This is a genomic window from Mesobacillus selenatarsenatis SF-1, assembly GCF_000813125.1.
Lineage (GTDB): Bacteria > Bacillota > Bacilli > Bacillales > Cytobacillaceae > Mesobacillus > Mesobacillus selenatarsenatis.
The window spans coordinates 1-22838 of sequence record NZ_BASE01000013.1; the positions used below are offsets into that span (position 1 = coordinate 1).

General features: G+C 44.4%; 23 protein-coding genes and 1 pseudogene. 11 read left to right on the forward strand and 13 right to left on the reverse strand.

The genetic code is table 11. The annotated features are described in order from the left end of the window. Together TY49_RS03125 and TY49_RS03130 are read right to left on the reverse strand one after the other, a co-directional pair. Window positions 1-993: cytochrome ubiquinol oxidase subunit I (locus TY49_RS03125; RefSeq protein ID WP_041964449.1), on the reverse strand; the 993-nt coding region annotated here is incomplete at its 3' end. Between the two features lie 234 nt (window positions 994-1227). Further along, window positions 1228-1839 (reverse strand): peroxiredoxin, encoded by a 612-nt coding sequence (locus TY49_RS03130; protein WP_232310368.1) that lies wholly within the window; start codon window positions 1837-1839, stop codon window positions 1228-1230. Window positions 1840-2108: 269 nt separating this feature from the next. Here TY49_RS03130 and TY49_RS24880 point away from each other — a divergent pair, with 269 nt between their 5' ends. Both TY49_RS24880 and TY49_RS03140 read left to right on the forward strand, forming a co-directional pair. Then, window positions 2109-2273 (forward strand): hypothetical protein, encoded by a 165-nt coding sequence (locus TY49_RS24880; RefSeq protein ID WP_023625746.1) that lies wholly within the window; start codon window positions 2109-2111, stop codon window positions 2271-2273. Window positions 2274-2403: 130 nt separating this feature from the next. After that, complete coding sequence (locus TY49_RS03140; protein WP_023625747.1) at window positions 2404-2721, forward strand: YbjQ family protein; 318 nt, start codon at window positions 2404-2406, stop codon at window positions 2719-2721. A 95-nt stretch (window positions 2722-2816) separates the two neighbouring features. Here TY49_RS03140 and TY49_RS25155 read toward each other — a convergent pair whose 3' ends face one another. After that, window positions 2817-3236 carry a GNAT family N-acetyltransferase gene (locus TY49_RS25155; protein WP_232310369.1) on the reverse strand — a complete coding sequence of 140 codons (420 nt, stop codon included), beginning with the start codon at window positions 3234-3236 and terminating at the stop codon, window positions 2817-2819. Window positions 3237-3290: 54 nt separating this feature from the next. Further along, a pseudogene (locus tag TY49_RS25160) lies at window positions 3291-3722 on the reverse strand (NUDIX hydrolase); the annotation flags it as partial. 85 nt (window positions 3723-3807) lie between these two features. On the opposite strand from TY49_RS25160, the gene TY49_RS03150 reads away from it, so the two are divergent. Continuing rightward, a complete protein-coding gene (locus tag TY49_RS03150) occupies window positions 3808-5904 on the forward strand; it encodes a DNA topoisomerase III (protein ID WP_041964452.1) in 2097 nt (698 codons plus the stop codon). A 136-nt stretch (window positions 5905-6040) separates the two neighbouring features. Then, window positions 6041-7309 (forward strand): MDR family MFS transporter, encoded by a 1269-nt coding sequence (locus TY49_RS03155; protein ID WP_041964453.1) that lies wholly within the window; start codon window positions 6041-6043, stop codon window positions 7307-7309. Window positions 7310-7531: 222 nt separating this feature from the next. Here the strand turns inward: TY49_RS03155 and TY49_RS03160 are convergent, their stop codons facing one another. Continuing rightward, a complete protein-coding gene (locus tag TY49_RS03160) occupies window positions 7532-7927 on the reverse strand; it encodes a hypothetical protein (RefSeq protein ID WP_041964454.1) in 396 nt (131 codons plus the stop codon). 200 nt (window positions 7928-8127) lie between these two features. On the opposite strand from TY49_RS03160, the gene TY49_RS03165 reads away from it, so the two are divergent. Together TY49_RS03165 and TY49_RS03170 are read left to right on the forward strand one after the other, a co-directional pair. Then, entirely contained in the window at window positions 8128-9360 is a 1233-nt protein-coding gene (locus TY49_RS03165; protein WP_041964455.1) for an aminopeptidase, read from the forward strand. A gap of 728 nt (window positions 9361-10088) precedes the next feature. Next, the gene (locus tag TY49_RS03170) at window positions 10089-10361 is read left to right on the forward strand and encodes an acylphosphatase (protein ID WP_041964456.1); all 273 of its coding nucleotides are present in this window, start codon (window positions 10089-10091) and stop codon (window positions 10359-10361) included. 40 nt (window positions 10362-10401) lie between these two features. Here TY49_RS03170 and TY49_RS03175 read toward each other — a convergent pair whose 3' ends face one another. The 3 genes from TY49_RS03175 to TY49_RS03185 are packed head-to-tail and all read right to left on the reverse strand — an operon-like array spanning window position 10402 to window position 12695. After that, complete coding sequence (locus TY49_RS03175; RefSeq protein WP_041964457.1) at window positions 10402-11703, reverse strand: hypothetical protein; 1302 nt, start codon at window positions 11701-11703, stop codon at window positions 10402-10404. A gap of 11 nt (window positions 11704-11714) precedes the next feature. After that, window positions 11715-12107, reverse strand: coding sequence for a DUF6114 domain-containing protein (locus tag TY49_RS03180; RefSeq protein WP_041964458.1), 393 nt, complete (start codon window positions 12105-12107; stop codon window positions 11715-11717). A 15-nt stretch (window positions 12108-12122) separates the two neighbouring features. Continuing rightward, complete coding sequence (locus TY49_RS03185; protein WP_052442072.1) at window positions 12123-12695, reverse strand: DUF6230 family protein; 573 nt, start codon at window positions 12693-12695, stop codon at window positions 12123-12125. A 207-nt stretch (window positions 12696-12902) separates the two neighbouring features. On the opposite strand from TY49_RS03185, the gene TY49_RS23790 reads away from it, so the two are divergent. From TY49_RS23790 to TY49_RS03200, 3 genes are all read left to right on the forward strand, one after another. Next, window positions 12903-14402, forward strand: a complete 1500-nt coding sequence (locus tag TY49_RS23790) for a LuxR C-terminal-related transcriptional regulator (protein ID WP_052442073.1) — start codon at window positions 12903-12905, stop codon at window positions 14400-14402. Window positions 14403-14501: 99 nt separating this feature from the next. Beyond that, window positions 14502-14864 (forward strand): large conductance mechanosensitive channel protein MscL, encoded by a 363-nt coding sequence (gene mscL, locus TY49_RS03195; RefSeq protein WP_041964459.1) that lies wholly within the window; start codon window positions 14502-14504, stop codon window positions 14862-14864. A 993-nt stretch (window positions 14865-15857) separates the two neighbouring features. Continuing rightward, window positions 15858-16190 carry a DUF3243 domain-containing protein gene (locus TY49_RS03200; RefSeq protein WP_041964460.1) on the forward strand — a complete coding sequence of 111 codons (333 nt, stop codon included), beginning with the start codon at window positions 15858-15860 and terminating at the stop codon, window positions 16188-16190. 28 nt (window positions 16191-16218) lie between these two features. Here the strand turns inward: TY49_RS03200 and TY49_RS03205 are convergent, their stop codons facing one another. After that, a complete protein-coding gene (locus tag TY49_RS03205) occupies window positions 16219-17157 on the reverse strand; it encodes a magnesium transporter CorA family protein (RefSeq protein WP_041964461.1) in 939 nt (312 codons plus the stop codon). A gap of 167 nt (window positions 17158-17324) precedes the next feature. Here TY49_RS03205 and TY49_RS03210 point away from each other — a divergent pair, with 167 nt between their 5' ends. Both TY49_RS03210 and TY49_RS03215 read left to right on the forward strand, forming a co-directional pair. Beyond that, complete coding sequence (locus TY49_RS03210; RefSeq protein WP_041964462.1) at window positions 17325-17588, forward strand: YbyB family protein; 264 nt, start codon at window positions 17325-17327, stop codon at window positions 17586-17588. 89 nt (window positions 17589-17677) lie between these two features. After that, on the forward strand, window positions 17678-18337 hold the full coding sequence (locus TY49_RS03215; RefSeq protein ID WP_041964463.1) for a TrkA C-terminal domain-containing protein: 660 nt from the start codon (window positions 17678-17680) through the stop codon (window positions 18335-18337). 13 nt (window positions 18338-18350) lie between these two features. Here the strand turns inward: TY49_RS03215 and TY49_RS03220 are convergent, their stop codons facing one another. The 4 genes from TY49_RS03220 to TY49_RS25510 form a co-directional block, all read right to left on the reverse strand. After that, window positions 18351-18737 (reverse strand): DUF1284 domain-containing protein, encoded by a 387-nt coding sequence (locus TY49_RS03220; protein WP_439646150.1) that lies wholly within the window; start codon window positions 18735-18737, stop codon window positions 18351-18353. 114 nt (window positions 18738-18851) lie between these two features. Continuing rightward, complete coding sequence (locus TY49_RS03225; RefSeq protein ID WP_041964465.1) at window positions 18852-20183, reverse strand: polysaccharide biosynthesis protein; 1332 nt, start codon at window positions 20181-20183, stop codon at window positions 18852-18854. A gap of 222 nt (window positions 20184-20405) precedes the next feature. After that, complete coding sequence (abc-f, locus tag TY49_RS03230; protein ID WP_041964466.1) at window positions 20406-22301, reverse strand: ribosomal protection-like ABC-F family protein; 1896 nt, start codon at window positions 22299-22301, stop codon at window positions 20406-20408. Window positions 22302-22462: 161 nt separating this feature from the next. Further along, the gene (locus TY49_RS25510; protein WP_285289108.1) at window positions 22463-22618 is read right to left on the reverse strand and encodes an RAxF-45 family protein; all 156 of its coding nucleotides are present in this window, start codon (window positions 22616-22618) and stop codon (window positions 22463-22465) included. Window positions 22619-22838: the final 220 nt, after the last annotated feature.

Below are 22838 nucleotides of genomic sequence, written 5' to 3' on the forward strand. Positions count from 1 at the left end.
GACTCCTAGTGCCACCATGACCCTGAAGGCGTAAAAGACCAGTTCCACGTTCGGGCGTTCATCCTTAGGAATATCCTTCAAACCAGTGACTTCTCCATCAAAGGAGTTTGTATAGAAGAAGCTGCCCAGCTTCGGTATGCTGATGGCCTCAAAAGCATTACGCTCGTTTTCCTGGTCGGGAATCTGGATTAGATAGAATGGCATGTCCTTTTGTGTTTCCCAGACCGCCTCCATCGCTGCGCCTTTTGCCGGCTGCATCTTAGCTGCGAACACACCGGACTGGTGGCCGATGAATGGTGTCAAAGTTGCCGAAAACAACGCCATCGCGAGACCGTACTTAAATGACTTTTTATAAAATGCTGTTTCGTTTTTCCTTAGCAGATGATAAGCACTGATTGCCATCATGAAGAATGCCCCGACAATATAAGCACTCACAACTGTATGTACGAACATATACCAGGCATACGGATTGGTGACAAGCTCTGAAAAGCTTCTCAACTCAACACGGCCATTGTTCAGGACATAACCAACTGGATTTTGCATGAAACCATTTGCTGTGATAATCCATAGCGCCGAAATATTCGTGCCGAGGGCCACCATCCAAATCGAAATCGCCCGCAGCTTCGGAGAAAACTTATCTTTGCCGAACAGCCAGATGCCCATGAAGGTCGATTCAAGAAAAAAAGCGACCAGTGCTTCTATCGCAAGCGGCGATCCGAAAATATCTCCCATATACTTTGAGTACTCAGACCAGTTCGTGCCAAATTGGAATTCCATCGTAATGCCGGTAATCACGCCCAGCACAAAGTTGATGGCAAACAGTTTTCCCCAATAATCCGCCATCCGCTTATACGTTGGATCAAGGGTGCGTGCATACTTTGTCTCCATGATGGCGACGAGAATGACCAAACCAATCGTTAATGGAACAAATAAAAAATGATAAAACACTGTAACCGCAAACTGGATCCGGCTTAATATCAGGACCTCTTCCATCTTCGGTTCCTCCCAAATTTTTAGTTTGTGAAAAAATTAACATACTGATAATTCTATTTTAAAAAAACTTTGTGAGTGATATCGAAGATTTATGTAGATAATTTGTGACAATTTCATCCTTGATGTGTGATGCTGGTCACAGACAAATAAGAAAAGCGTAAGCGACTTGGTCAGCCCCGACAGGCGCTGGAGTTGGACATAAAAACAGGCCCTGTTTAATAGGACCTGCTAGCATTAAATATTCCCTATATTTGATGGGTCTGTACTGACTCCTTGCTGGCCGGGCACCCAGTTCGCCGGCACTCCTTTACCTGTTTGCTTGGCATATTCGAAAGCATGCAACATCCTTACGTGCTCGGGAAGATTACGGCCGACATTCCCGGGATAAGTAAGCTTTGCCCTGATAATGCCCTCTGGATCGATGAAAACCGATGTCCTGAAGCAGGCACCTGTCGTTTCATCAAGTACACGGTAAGCACGGCTGATAACCTGTGTCCTGTCACTTACCATTGGATAGGTGACATTTTTCAAAGATGGAGAAGTTTCCTTAAAAACCTTGTGCGAATATACGCTGTCCGTGCTGATTGCCAGTAACTCAGCACCCAGTGATTTTATATAAGGATAAACAGCGGCGACCGCCGCCAGCTCTGTAGGTCAGACAAAGGTAAAATCACTTGGGTAGAAAAATAAAATGACCCACTGTCCCCGATAATCCTCAAGGTTGATCTTTTTAATATCACCATTCATCAATGCTTCCGCTGTAAATAGCGGAGCCCGGTCATCACGGTTCGCACAAAAAACAGTCGGGCAATCAACCAAATCTTGAGCGTACAATTTATCGTCCATTTCAGCATCCCTTTCATTAGTGAAATTTCTTCTTTACAATCATATGCAGTTGATTTTTTATATTTCAGGTTCCATCAGGAAAAACTACTTTGGATAAGAAAAGCGGAAGCGCCTTGGTAAGCCCCGACAAGCGCTGGAGGGCCTGACTCTGAAGTCGTTCTTTGACTTCATTGGCAGGACCGAAGCGTCTCGAGGGGCTAGGCGCTGGAGCTGGACACTAATCTAAGTGTCAAAAGCTTATACTTTATAAAGTAAAGGAGGGTTCATGAATGAGCAGAGGCAAAGAGTTCAACCACAAGAAAAAGGGCCATCCTGGCGACCTGCCTTCAGGTGCACTGAAAGCAAAGCGACCTGAGACAGAAGCGCAGGAAGATGAGGAATTCCTCGTCGTCCAGGAGGCGTTCAAAAATCGTGTAGAGGAAGACGAAGTTTAAATATTGCAGGACCTGGCGCATAATCGCCGGGTTCTTTTTTTGATTGAAACTTTTTCCAAAGGGAATCGTATATGTAGTTATACACAGCTTTTACACAGCCGGACATAAAAATCGAGGGAGGAATATTAATATGATCGTAACTACAACTTCGACTTTGCAGGGAAAGGAAGTTGAGAAATATCTAGGAATAGTCTCCGGGGAAGCAATTATGGGCGCTAATGTGGTACGCGACTTTCTGGCAAGTGTTACTGATGTAATCGGAGGCAGGAGTTCGGCTTATGAAAACAAACTGGCAGAAGGCCGGGAAATCGCGATTCGCGAAATGGAAGACAAGGCTCGCCGAATGGGCGCTAATGCCGTGATCGGTGTCGACCTTGATTTCGAAACATTAAGGGAAGGCATGATGATGTGCATTGCTACAGGCACAGCTGTTTATGTAAAAGAATAATATCGTAAGGGCCAGGCTAAGCGCCAGGCCCTTTTTTATGCTGTAGCTGAATGGACGTTGTTTCGTTTTTTCGAACCCAAAATTGTAATTCAACTTTAAATCTGTCGTTTTTTAAAATTGGCAAGTACAAGTCCATTACCCACCACGGAGTCTTCCTGTCGTTCGAAGTCGAGTTTTTCATAAAGCTTCACAGCCGGAGTGTTCGCTGCCCCGGTTGAGACAATCATTTCAGAGTATCCAATCTGTTCTAATTGAGCAATTAGCTTTTGGGCAATTCCTCTGCGGAAAAATTCAGGGTGAACCATCATACGATAGATATCGATTACTTCCCCTTCTTTTTTAAAAGAGATTGCCCCAGCGAGCCTGCCTTCAATGTAACAGCCAATGAAGGTTTCGCCACAATCCTGCAGGTGCTCGAATGTTTCTTTTAACGGCGGGATTTCATCCGTGACAATCAGGTCCGCTTCTATCCTGTATGATTTCCTCTGGAGATCCAGCACTTCAGCACATTCCATGATGACTTCGAGATTAATTTCCCTGATTTCAGGCAGGAACCCGCTGTCTTTTAACTTGTTAATAATCAGCTCTTGCCTTTCTGTTAGGTAAGGCAGGTTGTTTAATGGGAAAAAACGCAGCTCTTTGCTCTCCCCATCATTCATCTTTAGATTCCCTTCCCAATCCTCACAGGCATATAAAGCAATGGCATTATAAATTTCATCACCATTAGGGTATTGGAAATAGTACTCTTCTCCGGCAGCCACATCTAAAAACTTCAACCTTTTTAAAAGAAGGCCTGTTTCCTCGAACAATTCCCTGCGCGCAGTTTCCTCAAAGCTTTCGCCAGGTTCCATCGCCCCTCCAGGAATCCCCCATTTGCCTGTATCTGAACGAAGCTGCAGCAGTACTTCATATTCCCTATTAAAAACAAGCACAGCGGAACCAACCAGGATGAATGGCCTGCTGCCGATAAGTGCGCGGATTTCTTTTATATAATCGCTCATGCTCTCCCCCATTACAAAAAAACGTTTTTTTCCTTTATACTAAGTAAAGCATACGTAAATTTGTTTTGTTTTGAAAGGAGCAATCATGAAATCATTAGTACTTGCAGAAAAACCAAGTGTTGCCCGCGAGCTTGCGCGTGTACTTGGCTGCAATAAAACTCATAAAAGCTATTTTGAAGGAAATCAATATATCGTCACCTGGGCGCTCGGCCACTTGATTGAATTGAAAATGCCCGAGAATTATGACCCAAAATATAAGGTATGGAAGCTTGAAGAGCTACCAATCATACCCGATAAAATGGGATTGAAGGTGATCAAGCAGACGAGCCATCAATTCAAGGCAATTGAGCATCTGGCTGAACGTAAGGATGTTGGAGAATTCATCATCGCGACTGATGCCGGGCGTGAGGGTGAGCTTGTTGCCAGATGGATTCTCCAGCGCATCAATTGGAAGAAACCAATCAAGCGACTGTGGATTTCCTCCCAGACGGACCGTGCCATCAAGGACGGTTTTAAAAATCTTAAGCCTGGCAAGCAGTTTGAAGATCTGTATGAATCAGCTGTATGCCGCGCTGAAGCTGACTGGCTGATCGGCTTGAATGTTTCCAGGGCTTTGACAACGAAATTCAAGGACCCTCTTTCTGCCGGACGTGTCCAAACACCAACACTCGCGATGGTCCTCGAACGCGAGGATGAAATTAACAAGTTCGTGCCAAAGGAATACTGGACCATCCAGGCAAAGGTCGGCTCATTGAATGCCGAATGGGAGCTTAAAGGCGAGAAACGGATTTTTTCTAAAGAAAAAGCAGAACAAATTCAAAAGAAACTGTTCAATAAGAAAGCTATTTTGAAATCGCTGGACCGCAAGCAAAAGTCGGAACCCCAGCCGCTTCCTTATGACCTGACAGAACTTCAGCGTGACGCCAATAAGCGTTTCGGCTTCTCTGCCAAGAAAACATCCAATGTCCTGCAGGGATTGTATGAACAGCATAAGCTTGTCACATATCCACGAACGGACTCGCGCTATTTGACGACCGATATGGAAGCGACAATGGCTGACCGTCTGCAGGGCATCATGTCTGGTTATCGTGATGAAGCAAAGCCGGCGCTTGCACAGAAAGGCAAAGTTCAGACACGCAAGGTATTCAATAATGAGAAAGTCACTGACCACCATGCGATCATCCCCACAGAGGAGCGACTTCATCTCGCTGATCTGTCACCTGATGAACGGAAGCTGTACGATTTAATTGTCCGCCGATTCCTGGCTTTATTTTACCCGGCTTATCAGTATGAAGTGGTTCATGCCAACTTCGATGTCGAGGGAGAATCACTGTCAGCTCGGGAAACGAATATTCTTGAGCTCGGTTTTAAAAAGGTGCTCGGAAAAGACGAGGATGATGCAGGTACACAGTCTTTGGGCCATCTAGAAAAAGGCAAGAGCTATTCAGTCGGCCAGGTTAACATGAATAAAAAAATGACCGAACCGCCGCTTCGTTTGTCTGAATCGGATATCCTTGCAAAAATGGAGAAATTCGGCCTCGGCACTCCGGCAACGCGGGCTGAAATCATTGAGCGTATAATCTCGTCTGAGGTAGTGGAACGTCAGAACGGCCGCCTGTATCCTACGAAGAAGGGCAAGCAGCTCATCGACCTGGTGAATGATGAACTGACTTCCCCTGAATTGACGGCAAAATGGGAAAAGGAACTTGAAGAGATCGCCCGCGGCAAAGGGGAACCGAAAGCTTTCAAGAAACGGATCCGTGAACAGACAGCCCGCCTTGTATCCGAAATCAAGACGAGCGACAAAACCTACCGCGCCCATAACCTTACAGGATCAAAATGCCCTGAATGCGGTGAATTCATGAAGGAGCGCAAGACAAAGGAAGGACGCATCCTCGTCTGCTCAAGCCCCGAGTGCAGCTTCCGCAAACATAAGGACCCTAAGCTTTCGCAAAGACGCTGTCCACAGTGCCACAAACGGATGGAAATCCACAACGGCAAAGCAGGCGCATACTTTCAGTGCCGCCGCTGCAATGTTGTTGAAAAGGCCGAAGATAAGAAGAAAAAAGGCGTATCCAAACGTGAGGAGCGCAAGTTGAAGGAAAAATACTCACCATCCCAGGAAAACTTCGGCACCAGTCTCGGAGACTTGCTGAAAGCTGCGATGGAGGATAAGGATTAAAATAGTTGTGACAAAAGCGGCCATTGTGTGCCGCTTTTTCATTTGCGATGATGATTGAATTTATCTTGGAAAAAATTCCTTTGAAGTAGTATGATATTCGTTGGTTATTATTTAAGCGTTATGAAGGAGAAGCACCATGAGGATAAGGGATTGGGATCGCAACTTGAAGATTCGCTTGTTTGGCGAAGCTTTAATGAATATAACATTTTGGATGTTTTTCCCGTTTTTGACGATATATTTTGCCGAAAGTTTCGGAAAGGGCAACGCGGGTTTCCTGCTCGTCTTATCCCAGGTCTTTTCGGTATTCGCCAATTTGATGGGCGGATATACCGCTGACCGGTTCGGGCGCAAACGGATGATGGTGATTTCAGCTTTTGGCCAGGGAATTGCCTTCCTTGTTTTTGCTTACGCGGTTTCACCATGGTTCACCTCGCCGCTGCTTGGGTTCATCTGCTTTACGCTCGTCGGGATGTTCGGCTCCATTTACTGGCCGGCCAGCCAGGCGATGGTTGCGGACGTGGTCCCGGAAAAAGACCGCAGCAGTGTATTCGCGATTTTTTATACGCAGATCAATATTGCCGTTGTTGTCGGCCCGATTCTCGGAGCGATTTTTTATGTAAAATATCGGTTTGAATTGATGATAGCAGTAGCGATTATCTCCATCCTGCTTGCGCTTGTACTCGCAAAATGGACGCGTGAAACGGTGCCTGCTTCAGCCAGGCAGGCACGTGCAGAGAATGGAAAATGGTATAGCTTCCTTATGGATCAGATTGCCGATTACAAGGTAATTGTCCAGGATAAGATTTTTCTCATGTTCATCATTGCAGGGATTTTAGCGGCACAAACATTCATGCAGCTTGATCTGTTATTCCCTGTTTACACAAAGGATACGGTGCATAATCAAACCGTGCTCGAACTCGGCAGCAAGGTATTCACCGTTAATGGCGAGCAGGCTTTTGGCTTGATTCTATCTGAAAATGGCTTGCTGGTTGCCCTCTTTACTGTCGTTGTAACAAGATGGGTGACCCGTTTCCGAGAACGGAATGTGTTTGTTTTGTCATCACTCATTTATGCCGTGGCGATATTAATGTTTGGCGCGACAAACTGGATTTGGGGACTGATTGCAGCAATGGCTGTGTTCACCTTGGCTGAACTGATGACTGCAGGTTTGCAGCAAACCTTCATTTCCAACCTGGCACCTGAGCAAATGCGTGGCCAGTATTTTGCGGCCGCTTCATTACGATATACGATAGGCAGGACGATTGCACCAATCAGCATTCCGCTCACCGTCTGGATCGGCTACGGCTGGACGTTCACCATTCTCAGCATTCTCGCCGTTTTAAGCGCGGTACTGTTCTGGGTGATGTTCCGGATGTATGAGAATAGGAAGGCAGTGGGGGTTTAAGGGGGCAATTTAAAGAGTTGGTCGAAATAATTTGAAATGTGGTTGAATTAATTGAAGATATGGTTGAATTTTTTGAAAATGTGGTCGAATTATTTATATTTTCACCAATAAATTAATGAAGTGACGCTGATAGGATGCTAAAAGTGGTCCATATATTTTAAAAACTTATCCCAGCGGACAAAAAATCCATGCAGAATCTAATTCTGCATGGATTTTTCTCTATTATTTTACCTTTGCATCGCTATATTTGAAGGTCATGAAAACAAATAGCAGGAAGCTTAGCAGCAAAGTGGATCCGCCGACGATATAAAACACCATTGTGAATGTTTCTGGCAGCGGGAATGGCTTCACGTTATAAAGCCACATGCCCAAGGTCAAGCCGAAGCTTCCAATGATTGCTGTCCAGACATGGAATAATGCTAGTTTTGAAGTTTTGGGCACCTCGTAGGAACGGTAGTAACTTGAGAATGCAAACAGACTCAGCCAGCCGACAACCAAAATATGCGCATGGACTGGACGGATTGCATAGTCCCCGGCACCTGCCATATGAGAGCCCATGAATGCGCCAACGAAAGCGTAAATCGCGGATAGCCGCAACAAGACAACATCAAATTTCATGTAAAAAAATCCTCCTATACCCCTTTTGTATACCGCTCTATTTTACCCTACGCTGCTGCCAGGATGCCAGTTTGATAGGCTAGCAATTTTAGACAGAAAGGAAGCCTTCCCAATGTCTAGTTAAGTCGAATGACTTAAGTTTCTTTTTTCCTATAAAATCGTTACAATATAAAAGAAGATTCAGAAAAGGGGCGAAATAGATGAGTGATTTCAAAACGAATTTAGAAAAATATGCAGACCTTGCTGTCAAGGTTGGCGTTAACATCCAGAAGGACCAGACGCTTGTCATCAATACAATGCTTGATTCCGCTGAGTTTGTCCGTCTTGTTGTGAAAAAGGCTTACGAAGCCGGCGCTAAAAACGTCGTTGTAAACTGGAATGATGACACTGTTAACAGAACAAAATATGACCTTGCACCTGATGAGGCTTTCAACGAGTATCCTGAATGGCGTGCACGCGAGGTTGAGGATCTTGCAGAGAACGGTGCGGCATTCATGTCAATCGTTTCTTCAAGTCCTGACTTGTTGAAAGGCGTGAAATCTGAACGCATTGCAAACTTCCAGAAAGCTGCTGGAACGGCACTTTCAAAATATCGCAAATACATACAATCAGATAAAGTTAGCTGGACAGTCATTGCCGTTCCTTCTGAAGGATGGGCAAAAATGGTGTTCCCTGAGGATACTTCTGAATCAGCTGTACAGAAGCTTTGGGATGCTATCTTTAAAGCTGTTCGCGTGGATACTGCTGATCCGGTCGCAGCTTGGAAAGAGCATGACGCTTCCCTTCATGAAAAGGTTGATTACCTTAACGGCAAGCGCTACAAGAAGCTTCACTATAAAGCACCAGGTACAGACCTGACTGTCGAGCTTCCTGAAAAGCACATCTGGGTTGGCGCTGGCAGCGTGAACGAGCAAGGCAACGAGTTCATGGCAAACATGCCGACTGAAGAAGTCTTCTCTGTACCGTTGAAAACTGGTGTAAATGGCTATGTATCAAGCACAAAGCCACTTAGCTACGGCGGTAACATCATCGACAACTTCAAGCTTACTTTTGAAAATGGAAAAATCGTCGGCGTCGAAGCAGAAGAAGGCGAAGAAATCCTCAAGCAGCTTGTGGCGACAGATGAAGGCTCACACTATCTTGGTGAAGTTGCTCTTGTACCTTTCAACTCGCCAATTTCTCAATCAAATGTATTGTTCTTCAACACTTTGTTTGATGAAAACGCGTCAAACCACTTCGCAATCGGCAGTGCTTATGCATTCTGCGTAGAAGGCGGCAAGACAATGTCTTCAGAACAACTAGCTGAAAACGGCCTGAACGAAAGCATCACGCACGTCGACTTCATGATTGGTTCCGATAAAATGGACATCGACGGCATCACTGCTGATGGAAATGCTGAGCCAGTGTTCCGTAATGGAGACTGGGCGTTGTAAGATTGCATATTTTTAAGCTAACAGCCGAACATTTTGTTCGGCTGTTTTTTAATGATGTTTTGTGTGTGGTGTTTTATGAGACTTTTTTGTACTTGGCTTTACTTCTGACAGCTTTTGCTCTGTTCCCATCAAACCTGTCCGAACTTGGCTCTACTTCTGACAGCTTTTGCTCTTTCAACACCAAACCTGTCCGAAGTTGCCCTTAGTTCGGACAGGTTTTCCTCTTCCACCATCAAACCTGTCCGAAGTTGCCCTTACTTCTGACAGCTTTTCCTCTTTCAACATCAAACCTGTCCGAAGTCGCCCTTACTTCTGACAGCTTTTGTTCGTTTCCTCTCAAACCTGTCCGAACTTGGCTCTACTTCTGACAGCTTTTACTTCGTTCCCTTCAAAGCTGTCCGAACTTTCCTCTTGTCCTGACAGCTTTTCCTTCGTTCCCCTCAAACCTGTCCGAACTCGCCTCTACTTCACAGAGTTTTTCCCTTGTTCTCCTGAAACCTGTCTTTTTTTATAGTTAATTCTGCAAGCTTACCAACTCTTCTCTCTGTCTTGTAATTCGTGCTTACTCGATCGAATCGGTACTAGAGCACCTCCCAGTGAAACAAAATATAAACTTCCATTTTCCCTTATGCCCCCTAAATCACTGTGCTATAATGAAGTTACCAAGAATTTATTACATAAAACATTAGATATATTGTTAACCTATTCGTTTATCTGGGGGCGACGTCTTGATCCAATTACAAATTATTGTGACTGGTGAGGTTCAGGGTGTGGGGTATCGGTATTATACTCAAATGAAGGCGATTCAGTTTGGAATTACGGGCTGGGTGAAGAACCTTCAGGAGGGCGGCGTGGAAATTCTAGCTTCAGGTTCCAGGGCTGACCTTGAAAAGTTCACTGATGAGGTACGCAGGGGCAATCCTTTCTCCACTGTTGACCATATTGAAGTGAACGAAACAGAGAAAACCGAAACCTATAAGTCATTTGCAATAAAATATTAAACAGGCAGAGGAATCCTCCTCTGCCTTTGTTGTGTAAAAATTACAAGTCTATGATTGATCCATCAGGCTCTTTTAAAATAGCCTCCCTCAATTTCTTCAGTTGTTCTTCCTCGCTAGGCTTCAACCCGAGAAGTGACAGAAGTCCGAGAGAATCAAGCAGCCCTTCTGTCCATGTTTCAAGCTGTTGTGTCAATGTCGCGTCTGCAGGGCACAATTCATCAATCATTTTATTTTCTGCCAGCGCCTTGTCAATTAATTCGAGCGCCAACTCCTTTGTGATCTCACCATTTGCAGCTTCCAGCTTTTCGCGCGCTGTTTTAGCTGTATCATCCACTGTTTTCTTCACAGGCTCAACCACTGGCTCTGTCACTTTGTTCGCAGTGTCCGTCGTTTCCTTGACGACATCCTTTACAGGCTCAGTTACTTTGCCAACGGTCTCTTCCACAGGAGTCGCCACCTTATCGACCGTATCTTTTAATGGATCTGTTACCTTGCCGATCGTATCTTTTAAAGGATCTGTCACTTTTCCAATTGTGTCTTTTAGTGGATCAGTTACCTCACCAATTGTGTCTTCGAGCGGGTCTGTCACTTTCCCCACAGTATCTTCGAGAGGATCTGTGACCTTCCCGATTGTTTCATCAAGCGGGTCGGTTACCTCATCTAGCAGATCATCGACTGGATCGGTCACTGCCCCTACTGTATCCTCCACTACTTCAGAATTTTCATCAGGGGCTCCTTCGCACGTCAGCGGAAGTTGGCCGGAGGTGATTCTCTTGATTTCCTGTTTCATTTTTTCAAAAGGCATTGATCCAAGGTCCTGCAAAATTTTCAATGTGCCTGGTTTCTGGACTCCACCGTTGCCATTTACCGTCTGCAGCTTAAGCTGATGGAGACTGCTGTTAGCTGCTTTCATTGAATGGGCAACCATCGTCACTCCTTCCAGTGCCGCATTCGGGATTACCTTTGCAGCATGGACGCATGCTCCCTTAAATGAAATGGCACTGGCATCAACCTGCATTCCTTTTATAGAAACCGGACCACTTGCTTTCATCGTGATGCTTACAGTTCCTCCTGTAGTCGCGAACTGCTTTGTCAGTCTCATGCCATAAATCTGTGCGGAATCATAAGTGATTCTCAGCATCGGCTTGGCATTGGATCCAGCTGTCTCGCCAGCCACAATCATTGCCTTCATATTTTCACCGACGACCCTGTCAGCCTGGATAATAAATCCCTCAGCATCGTTAGCCGCTGCATCCGCTTTTTCGATAAAAGGAAATAAAGATAAAGCAGCAAGCTGTATGCTCATCACTATTAAAAATAATCGATGTTTTAGTAGCTTCATATTGTCTCCCTTCACCCCGTTTTGGCAGTCTGCGCTGGCACGTCGGAGCTTGGTGTTCCTGCCGATTCCTCGGCCGGTACCATCCGCCAGGCTGTCAGTAATGCCCCGCCGATGATTCCAAATACCGTTCCGAACAGGAAACCGCCCAGAGCGCCGATGACAGATAGAATCGACAGGAAAATCACGATGATGCCCAATGCTTTAGAAGCACTTGGCAAAAAGAAAGACATTAGTCCCATCAGCGTGATCAGCCCGCCAAACAGCAAGCCGATGACAGCAACTGATCCTGGGAGAAAGGTGCTGAGATACAAGTTCAATGGCACCCATAAAATCATCAGACCGCTTAAGACAGTTAAAATCGCTCCGAAAAAAGGCCTCGTATGCCTCCACTTTTTAAAAACCATTACCTATCACCTCGATTATTTCTTATCGATTTTTTCCACTGTCAGTTTCATGCCGGCCATATTGATCGTTTTCTGGAATAAGTAATGTGTTTTCAATTTGGCATTCTCGAGGATGATCGTGCTTGATGTCTGCTGGAACTGCTTTGTCCAGTCCGTGCTGTTGTTTTCTGCAAGCGCAAGGTTTTGGAACTTGGCGTTCGCCTCAATCAAGCCGGCATCATGCTGAAGTCCGGAAATCTGTACTGGTTTTGAAGCCTGGATTTTAACGCGGATCCATTCCCCTCCTACCTGAAAATCCTTGTATAATTGCAGGTTGTCGATCGTGAGTTTTTCGATGATATTCGTTCCTTGTGGCGTTGCGTCTGAACTGCTCGTTTCACCTAGTTTCGGGTAGAATGTGTAGCCTTCTCCTTCAAGCTTATCGAACTCAACATAAAAATCTCCTACACCTGCAATCGGGACTGCATAAGCTACACCAGATACACCGAATGACACCAGCAAAATCCCAAGCGCTAGAAGTCCTGCTGCCAGGGCACCCCAGAAAACCTTCTTATTCGTCTTGCTTTCCATTACGACAGCTCCGTTCAAGGAAGCCACCTCCAAGTAAGTATTTTTAAAATTCAAAATTAATTCTTACTTTTAACATATCCCCGAAATATCAAGCCTACAACTCCGAAAAAAATCGTTAACAACGTGTTAACCCCGTTAAATGTCGGGGTATATGGATGTGACGGACAAAAATCTGAATTTTTAAACGAATTTTATATAACCAGAATCTGAGAGTGAGGTTGCCTGATGGAACACAAGATTGAAGATTTAGCCATTAGAGGTTTATTTCTTTTAAAAGAATGCGAGAAACCGTTTCTTAAAGAATGGTCCCATTTAAAGAAGGACATGAAAGCCTGGCAGAACGAGCTTGTATCTGAGTTTGAAAGCATGATTGTCTATGGCTTCAATAACCTTTCACAGATCACTTTTGAATCTTCAAATGATTTTATCCATTTATTAGTCCTTAGGTGGCAAAAACGACATCCCGATTTCGTCGATGATTTTGACGCTATCTTTCTGGTCAGTGCGGTTGAAAACTTATTCCATAAGGTTTTAAAAAGAAAAAATGCTGGATTTCTTGAGCATCAGGCGGTGCAGGTTTTTTTCACAAAGATCCTCGACAAGGTCCTTCACACCCAGCAGCTGGAATACCAGGATGACAAATGGCTAAAGATGATGTTGAGTCTGCGTGCTGTGCCTAGTAATTGGCTTGCCGTCATCCGTAATGAAAAAGAGCAATGCAAAGTGAGCAAAGTCGTCTGTGGCGATGACCTTGTAGTGAATGAACAGCTTGTCACCATGTGTGAGGGACTTCAAGCCGATCATACATCAGACCTGGCGATGGCGCTTTCCAGATTATTGTCACCAGGTCAGGATCACCCACAAATTATCACAATTCCCTGTTTGACTGAAACATTGTTAATTTGTGTGAAGGAAAACGTGGACACCGTGACAGAGGAGCAAAAAGAGACGCTTCGAAAAATGTACCTGAAACAGATGAAGCTGAATCACCTTGAAAGCGAGCTTGAATGGAAGGATGCCACCCTTCTGTTCCAGCAGCGGCTGATTCATTCTCAGAGTGCCTCGGAAGCCGTTAAAATGATTACCCAGGGTTTGGTCGATTATCTGCCCTTTTCCCGCTGCGCCCTTTTCATCTATTCCCCTGGCGAGCACAGCGGTGTCGGCGTCCATGCCCATAACGTCCATACAGGATCAGTGCAGCACATAAAGGAAAGCATAGCCGGATTTCCGCTGCTGACAAAATACCTTAAGCATTTCAGCCATTCCAAACCGATTTTTATCGAAGATGCAGCTGAAATCCTGCCTGGAAAATACGTTCACGACTACAGCCTGAAGTCATTGGTCGTCCTGCCCATTTACGTGCCTGCTGAAAATAAACTGATTGGCCTCGCCCTGCTTGATCGTGGAGAAAATACATCCTTTACCGTCAACAATCAAACTCTCACTGCTCTGATCAAGTTCGGTCAATATGGTGGTGAATTGTTGAATCAGTATTATGAGGATGCCGTCCAGCTTTTCGGCGTCCAGCGCGCCGTCTTGACCATCCGTGAGCGCGAGGTTCTAAAGCTGGTTGCCGAGGGTGCTTCAATTAATGAAGCAGCTGCAGCCCTGCACCTCAGCTCCTATACCGTACGTGACTATATTTCAGCCATCATCCAAAAACTTGATGCCAAAAACCGGACCGACGCTGCCGTTAAAGCACTGAAGATGAGGTTGATTCAATAAACTTGGGCTTGCTCCCCCTAATGGGAGCAGGCCCTATTGCTTTTTACCTCACAATCTCGCAGAATATAAGAGATATTATTTATAGGGGGTACATATTGAATGTGGAATGAATTCAAGAAATTCGCCTTTAAAGGCAATGTGCTGGACCTCGCTGTCGGTGTAATCATCGGGGCTGCATTCGGAAAGATCGTTTCTTCACTTGTCGATGACATCATCATGCCGATCATCGGGTTCGCTACTTTTGGAGCTGATTTTTCAGAACTGACATACAACACGATAAAATACGGGGCATTCTTACAATCTGTCATGGATTTTTTCCTTACGGCATTAGCTATATTTTTCTTCATTAGAATAATCACCCGCTATCGTAAAAAAGAAGAAGCCAAACCTGCAGCTCCTATTCCTGATGCCAAAGAAGAGCTTTTAGTGGAGATTCGCGATCTTTTGAAGGAAAAACGATAGATCCGCGCGTATAAAAGCAAATCAACAGGCAGCCCTTGGCGGCTGCCTTTATTCTTGTACCAAATTTTAGCTGTAATGCCAACTTTTTATTAAGTTTATTAAGTTTTCTGTGATTTCATCCGGGTATATGTATAGTGCAAGGCCAATACAAAACCAAGAAGGGACTGGTTAAAGTGCAAAACTTTACGGCGACTTCGGAATATGTCATTGGCTTAGCACACGGAGGAAGATTTGCGTTGCTATCTCAAGGCACGCTGGTCTTAAATCGATGGACTTAATATCGATTGACCACATTGCTTTTGAATAGCTTAAGTAGAGCACTCCTCTAAGTTCGTCCGCAGGATACGAGCAACGCCAATACTAGTAAGGAAGGGACTGGTTAAGTTGAAAGACTTTAAGGCGACTTCGGAATACGTCATTGGCTATGCAAGCGGAGGAAGATTCGCGCTGCTGTCTCAAGGCACGCTGGTCTTAAATCGATACATTTAAAATCGATTTACCCAGTAACGCAAATTGAATAGCAACAGCTGAATACTCCTCCCATCGTCCGTATGTCGGACTCAAAAAAGGTGCAGGCCAAGCGGCCCGCACCTTTTTTGATTAAGTTCTTTTCATCCACATATTGAATTACAAACAAGGAAAAAGCCGGCACCTGGGTTTTTTCCTTTATCAAGTTTGATTAAGTTAGAAAAGATCTCTTTATCACAAACGAAAAGAATCTCTAAGTGTTAAACTTAGTGAAATTTAAACACAAGGAAAAATTCGGCTTTAGGAATTTTCCCTTTTTAAGTCTATTAAGATTAAGAAAAGTAACTTCATCCCACACGAAAAAAGCCTTTAATTATCACACCTCAAAAAAAAGATTGGCGACAGGAAAAATGCAGCTTTAAGACTTTTCCCTTTTCTAGTCTATTTTCGAATGTGCTCCTCAAGGTTTACTAGTTTCCGGCACCGGGGTATTTAATATATATCTTTTACAAGGAGGTTTTTAACATGGAAAAAGACCATATGATTCATAAGGATGGCGAAGTGGATACTAGCAAGGTGGATGAGACGCTTGAACGGATGGATACGCAGCAGGCCGATGAGATTCTGGGTGATTTCAATGAGTTCAGGACTTATTTAAGCAAACGGATCAAACTTGGTAAAACTGCCGGTTTGAATGAAGAGCAGCTTGCGAAAACGGCTGAAAAGGTAGCCGATTATCTTGCTGAAAAAGTAACACCGCGTAACAAAGAGGAGCAGCTGCTGCAGGAACTTTGGAAAGTTGGCACTAAAGAAGAGCAGCATGCGCTGGCGCATATGCTCGTAAAATTGGCAGAATAAAAAATCGCCCTCGGGCGATTTTTCTATTTTATCCAAAGAACCTGTTCTTCTTTTTCACTCTCAGAATATCTCCCATCCAGCCTTTCTTTTTCAAGTAATAATAAATACCCACGGTGGACGCTAAAATTAAAACTCCCGCAAATGCATAGCCAAACTTCCACTCGAGCTCAGGCATGACCTTAAAATTCATTCCCCACACCGCTCCCCATGCTGTAACAGGAGTAAATAGAATCGTCATGACAGTCAGAGTTTTCATGATTTCATTTCCTCGATGGGTAGAGACCACTTCTTCGAGATTGACCATCGTATCGATTGCATGCTGATATTCATCCAGCAATGTCCGAATCCGCTCGACACGAGTGACAACCCTGCTGAATTCAGTTTTTTTATGCATCTCACGGCCATAGGCTTCTTCTGCAATGAATCTTAATTCCACAATAGGAATGACCATGTTTTTCCAAACCAATAATTCATGGCGATTTTCGTATATTTTCTCAAGAATTTCACGGTTGTTATGCTCTTTCATTTCCCATAAAAGATCATGAAGCCGTTCTTCATACCCATCAATCTTTTGTAGATAGCTCGCAAGAATTTCACCCAATATTATAAAAAAGCCTTCCACTGCATTTTCTGCCTGGTCCATTTGTTTGTGGACTGCGACGGGATTTGCGTTTAGAACAGCAAAGTCAAAATCAACCAATATAAAGAAGTCCCTGCTAATCCAAAAGTGAAAAATATTTTTCTGGCCCTTATCCTCAATATCCTGTTGGTAAATAAGGGAACCCCAAATATATTCCTTTCCCCTTGTTTGAGTGTCGAGCTCAAGCAAGTTTGTTTTGCTGTCATTTATATTTTCAAACCAATTTTCATATTCAGGATTATTTGATACCAGCTCTCTTAATTTCTGCTGGTCCCCATTTTCATAATCAAACCACTTCCATTTATTCTCATTAAATGTATGGTGCAATGGTCTCAGACCTTTCTTTTAATAATCAAGTAATACTCTTCCCTTAAAAAGAAGTTTTGAAACGATTGGCAGAGTTTCCATTTTAAAAATGTTTCTCAGTTTTGTGGACCGGGTAAATAAGAATATAGACAATAGAAAAGGCACAATTAATATAGGAGGGAAAAACTATGCAAACCAAAACTAAAAACGCAGTCATGTTAGGCGCAGGAGCCGCAGCATTGTGGATGGCGATGAAGCCTGAAAACAAAGAAAAACTAATCGGTATGGCTACAAAAGCAAAGGAAAAAATCATGCCATCGAAGACAGATGTAGTTCCTGTACAAAAAGCCGGCAACCCTGACCCAATGGATGTTGAAGACAACAAGATGGTCAGCGAAGGCGCTATGTACGGAGTTAACTATTACAACGAGAATCTTCAAGAACAACGATAAAAATGTCCGGGGAATGACTTCCCCGGTCTATTTTTGTTTAATTCACACCTCGTCGATCAATACTAGATACTGCGAGGGGGATGGTGGCTATGGGTATTCTATTTATTTTCATATATCTGTTCATTGTTTTTACTGTGATTGAGATTAACACCTCGATTTTTGTTGCAACCGGATTGGACAGAAAAATTGCGCGGTTTCAGGTCATTTCCATGCTTACCGGCACGGGTTTTACCACTGGTGAATCCGAGTTGATCATCGATCATCCGGTCCGGAGAAGATTGGGTGCATTTTTGATTCTGTTTGGGGCCTTCTCGCTGGCAGTGATTATTTCTGCCATTAGCAACCTTTTAACGGATAATTTTTATACGGTGGAAATTGCCTATATCGCAGGCGGACTTCTAGTACTCTTATTTGTATTGAGAGCACCATTCGTACAAACAATGATGGCTAAAAAGATGAAAAGTGAATTGAAGGAGAATTACGAGTTAGCAGACTTGCCAATCAGTGATGTTCTGTTGATGGACGAAGATGATGAGGTTCGGGAAATTGCTATTAAAGAAGATTCCCGATTTGCGGAGAGAACGTTTGATGAAATAGTGGATAAAAAGGATGATGTTATGCTCCTGTTCATCAAGAGAGGCGAGATAAATATCCGCAACAAAGCATATGATACCAAATTGGAGCCTGGCGACAAACTAGTTTTATACGGCAATAACCCAAGGATAGAAGAAATATTTGAAAATGCCTGACACGATGGTTATATCAACCCTTACGCGTCAGGCATTTTTTATTTTCATGAAGTTTGGCTATCCCTTCCTTGCACACTCCATATGATAGCCATGAACAGTTTTTACAAAGAACATCAAGGTCATCTGGTTTAACCTTTTCCGCAGTCCAATTGATAAGCTCTGATTTCAAATAGCGTTCTCCCGGCACAAGACCCAGATGACGAATGACATTTCCATCCATCGACAGAACATGTTCATTCGAACCCTCACTCGCCTCGCATATCTCAAGGCCTCTATGTGGACAGGACATACATGCGTCATCAAACGCTGCGACCACCTTTATGTAAAAATCCTGCTCAGGGTCGCGTATATCTTTTACGATGCTCTCCATCTTCTTCACAAACTCCGGACTGTATCCCATCCCCCGGAAACCATGCACGCAGAGGAGATGGTGCCCGCGCAATACTTTTTCCACGCCATCACTCCTGAAAAATTAAGCTGTTTAACTAATTCTGCAAGAATCCTTATTTTCCTTTTAAAATCTCGAATCTTTGATTGTGCTCTTAGCCACCCAGGTAATGCCGATTTTTTTGCAAATCGTCAGGTAATGCAGCAGCAAGATAACCATACTGCCAGTATTCATGCCGATGATGACCCCTTCCATACCCCATTCTGGTCTTGAGCCGACGAGATAAATCAGAGAAAAGGTAACGACCGTTGCATAAACGGAGTGGATAAAGGCATCCTTCACCAAGCCTAGTCCGATCAAATAAGCCTGCATCGGGATGGTGAAATAATGGAACAGGAAGTATGGCGCCAGCAGCTGTAAAAATACTGCTGCCTGCTTAGAATGAAAGAATGTATTGGTCAATGGCTCTGCCAGAAAGTAAAAAGCAGTGACAGCAGGCAATCCATATAGCAATGTCAACAGCATCACCTGCTGCAGCAGTTTTTGCAGCTTAGAGAATTCTTTTTCCGCATAGGCCTTCGATACCGTCGGAATCAATATGATGAGAAACGAATGGGCGATAAACGCCGGGAAAAATCCAATCGTCATCGCGATTCCCGCCATCATCCCGAATTGTTCCGTTGCCATTTCGGCTGAAAATCCTGCGCTGACAATCGCAAATTTTATCAGAAATGGCTGGACAGCATGCGTAAGCGAATGAAAGATTCTCAGGCCAGTCGTCGGCACGGAGACCTCCACAAGACTCTTTCTCACCTCTGGCCCGCTTACATGCTTACCTGGCACACTTTTAATCCTCTGATAAGACATAATGAAGTAGTGTAATAGATAAAGGAATACCACGAGTTCGCTGCCCGCCAGTGTGCAAAAAGCAACAAGAAGAGCCGTTTCACTACCAAACTCAAAAAACTGGAAAAGTGCTGAAAGCAATATGAGCTGGACAGCTCTTCTCACAAAATGGGAAATCGCAATTTTCCCCATATCCTGTTTTCCCATGAAAAATCCCCTGGCGATTGCGGTAATCGTCATCACCGGAATGAGTGACAGCACGACCCATTTAAGCAGGGGGTGATAATCCTTGAACACAGGAATGATTGGAAGCACAATGGCAGCCGCAATCAGTAAAACTGTAGTGAATACCACCGCAAGCCTTATGGCATGTTTAATCATGCTCCGGTGGTAAGACTCATCCTTCTCCGCGATCATCTTTGAAATCGACACCGGCAGTTCAAAGCTCGCAAGCATCATGATCAGGAAAATCGTCGGCAAGATCGTCATGTAATGTCCCATCCCGCTTTCCCCGAGCTCCCTTGCCAGAATCATATTGACAAGGAACTCCACCACTTCCCCAAGAAAAGTAGCAATCACAAGGATAGACATCCCTTTTAAAAAAGTATTCATAGCTTCTCTCCCAATCCTGTCTCATTTACTCCTATAAACATATGAGACAAGTCCGGACAATATGAAGGGGGAAAATAAAAGGTGAATTGAGTGAGTCCTCTTTATAGATGGGAGGATTTTGTAGGGACATTTTCTTTTTTTATAGCGAATTGGACAATCAAGCGCATTTTTACCATTAAAATAAAGGAAGAACTGCCACTAAAAGCAGTTCCTCAACTTGTTCTATGATATCTCCTCAAGCTTTGAATACAGCTGATTCCGTTTTGACTCTAAAGCTTCTTTTTCAGCGTGGAGCTTCTGGAGCAATTCGAGATCGGTCAATATCGCCATTTGCTGTTCAAGCTCGCCAATCGATTTTTCATGACTCTCGATTTCCTCAAATAGTGCTTCCTCATCAATCTCGCCAACGGCTTCCATGACTTTTTCATGCCTAACTGGGGGCTTTACAGCTTCCGCAGGAGCTGGAGCAGCATTCTCCCACCGCTTCCGTTTCTCCGCCATCTTCACTCTCGCCCGGTCATAATTGCCGTCTATTTCCGTCAGCTCTCCGCCCTCCAGCCAGTAAACCTTATCAAAAAGCTTATTCAGGAAATAGCGGTCATGCGAGACAGCCAGAAGCGTACCTTCAAACCCATCCAGCGCTTCCTCCAGTACTTCTCGTGAATCGATATCAAGATGGTTTGTCGGCTCATCAAGAATCAGGAAATTGAGATCCTGGTGCATCAACTGGGCCAGGCGCAGCCTCATCCGTTCGCCGCCGCTTAGCTGGGATACTTTCTTAAATACATCCGGACCATAGAACAGGAATCCTGCAAGCACATTCCGGGCCTCTCCCTCATTCATTACGACCTCGTTTCGGAATGCATCAAGCACCGTGCCGTCCTTGCTGGAAAGCTCCATATGCTGTGATAGATAACCGATTTTGACATTGCTTCCGTTTCGGACTTCTCCATGGTCAGGTGCAAGCTCACCCTGAACGAACTTCAACAGCGTTGTTTTACCCGAACCATTTTCGCCGACAATCGCTGCACGGTCCTGATAGTGGAGCTGGAGATTGACCTTTGAGAAAAGGTCTCTCCCTCCAAATGATTTCTGGACATCTTTGAAGACGAGTACGTCCTTCCCGCTCCGCGCTCCAGTGTCCAGTTCGAAATTCATTTTCTTCCTGTTTAAAATCGGCCGGTCTAGCTTCTCCATCCTCGCCAGCGCTCTCTCCATGTTCGTAGCCCTTTTATGAAGCGCCGAACTTGGAGGGTTCGATCTATTCGCCCAGTCACGCAGTCGCTTGATTGCCTCTTTCATTTTCTTGATTTTCCGCTGCTGCTCTTCAAATGCCTGGAATTCACGCAGTAACTCCGCTTCTTTTTCCTTGATGAACCCAGAGTAATTGGCATGATAGAGGTCAATCTCGCCATCTTCAAGGTCGAGAATTTTCGTCGCTGTTTCGTCAAGGAAATAACGGTCATGCGAGATGATTACAACGGTACCATCATATTCTTTTAAAAACTCGGCCAGCCACTCGGCAGCCATAATATCAAGATGGTTTGTCGGCTCATCGAGAAGCAGCAAATCCGGGTTTCTCAACAAACTCAATCCCAGACCTACCTTCGTTTTTTCACCGCCACTAAGGCTGTTAAAATTCGAATCAAGCATGCCCTCAATCTTCAAGCCGTTGGCAATTCGGTCAATATTTGCTTCCATTTCATAACCGCCTCCGAGAGTGAACTTCTCCTGGAGAACTCCGTATTTCGCCAGCAATTTTTCAAGCTTAAGTGAATCCTCACCTGCCGCTGCCATCTCATTTTCAAGCTGCTTCATTTCTGCCTGAACATCGAGCAGCTCGTCGAAGGCCGTTTGCATAACATCCCTGGCGGTCATCTTCTCACCATAATTCGGTATCTGGGCAAGGTAGCCGATTTTCAATCCTTTTTTCCAATGAATCTTTCCTTGGTCAGTCTCTTCCATGCCGGCAATAAGTTTCATCAACGTTGTCTTTCCGCAACCGTTTGGACCAACCAGGCCAACCCTGTCTTTCTCGTTTATTTCAAAAGACAAATCCTCAAAAATCAGATTGCCTCCGTACATTTTGCTTATATGGTTAATACTGCATGCTATCATTATTTTTCCCTCCTATTAACGATCCCCCTTTTCAGCTACTGCACCCCGGTTGTTTAAAAACACAAAAAAGCCAGGGGCAGATGGCTCTGCTCCTGGCTCCAGCAATTCAATGAATACAAAAGGAGGGCAAAAGAGCCCTCCCCATTCACCGAAGCTTGCAATTAAGCGGGAAAAGAGATGATCCTACCGTTTGTATTTGATATTGAGCTGTTAAAAAAGGACATACGTATCCCGTTGGCAGCTGCAACAGCAAATTTTGCACGACAAAAATAAAGGAACTCATTCCAAAATCCGCGTACAAAAACAGTCTTGATCATCTCTCCTCACCTCCGTTCAATAATAGTTAGTTTTATTTTACAATCACATAATTATTTTAGCAAGTTTTTCCTGAAGTGTTACTGGGATGTTAGATTTCTTTACTTATGTAGAATACGCGCATATAAAGACTGGATATGTGCCGCGTCTCATGATGAAATGTTAAGACCGGGCACATAAACAACGGATATGTTCCTGGTCTCTTGGTCAAATGGAAAAACA

Coding starts and splice junctions, on each gene's coding strand:
- TY49_RS25155 (WP_232310369.1), bottom strand. CDS start 3,236: ATGGAATGTGCTGAAGTGCTGGATCTCCAGAGGAAATCATACAGGATA.
- TY49_RS25510 (WP_285289108.1), bottom strand. CDS start 22,618: ATGATCAAGACTGTTTTTGTACGCGGATTTTGGAATGAGTTCCTTTAT.
- TY49_RS03200 (WP_041964460.1), top strand. CDS start 15,858: ATGGAAAAAGACCATATGATTCATAAGGATGGCGAAGTGGATACTAGC.
- abc-f (WP_041964466.1), bottom strand. CDS start 22,301: ATGATAGCATGCAGTATTAACCATATAAGCAAAATGTACGGAGGCAAT.
- TY49_RS03215 (WP_041964463.1), top strand. CDS start 17,678: ATGGGTATTCTATTTATTTTCATATATCTGTTCATTGTTTTTACTGTG.
- TY49_RS03140 (WP_023625747.1), top strand. CDS start 2,404: ATGATCGTAACTACAACTTCGACTTTGCAGGGAAAGGAAGTTGAGAAA.
- TY49_RS03210 (WP_041964462.1), top strand. CDS start 17,325: ATGCAAACCAAAACTAAAAACGCAGTCATGTTAGGCGCAGGAGCCGCA.
- TY49_RS03225 (WP_041964465.1), bottom strand. CDS start 20,183: ATGAATACTTTTTTAAAAGGGATGTCTATCCTTGTGATTGCTACTTTT.
- mscL (WP_041964459.1), top strand. CDS start 14,502: ATGTGGAATGAATTCAAGAAATTCGCCTTTAAAGGCAATGTGCTGGAC.
- TY49_RS24880 (WP_023625746.1), top strand. CDS start 2,109: ATGAGCAGAGGCAAAGAGTTCAACCACAAGAAAAAGGGCCATCCTGGC.
- TY49_RS23790 (WP_052442073.1), top strand. CDS start 12,903: ATGGAACACAAGATTGAAGATTTAGCCATTAGAGGTTTATTTCTTTTA.
- TY49_RS03180 (WP_041964458.1), bottom strand. CDS start 12,107: ATGGTTTTTAAAAAGTGGAGGCATACGAGGCCTTTTTTCGGAGCGATT.
- TY49_RS03155 (WP_041964453.1), top strand. CDS start 6,041: ATGAGGATAAGGGATTGGGATCGCAACTTGAAGATTCGCTTGTTTGGC.
- TY49_RS03160 (WP_041964454.1), bottom strand. CDS start 7,927: ATGAAATTTGATGTTGTCTTGTTGCGGCTATCCGCGATTTACGCTTTC.
- TY49_RS03165 (WP_041964455.1), top strand. CDS start 8,128: ATGAGTGATTTCAAAACGAATTTAGAAAAATATGCAGACCTTGCTGTC.
- TY49_RS03220 (WP_439646150.1), bottom strand. CDS start 18,737: ATGGGATACAGTCCGGAGTTTGTGAAGAAGATGGAGAGCATCGTAAAA.
- TY49_RS03150 (WP_041964452.1), top strand. CDS start 3,808: ATGAAATCATTAGTACTTGCAGAAAAACCAAGTGTTGCCCGCGAGCTT.
- TY49_RS03175 (WP_041964457.1), bottom strand. CDS start 11,703: ATGAAGCTACTAAAACATCGATTATTTTTAATAGTGATGAGCATACAG.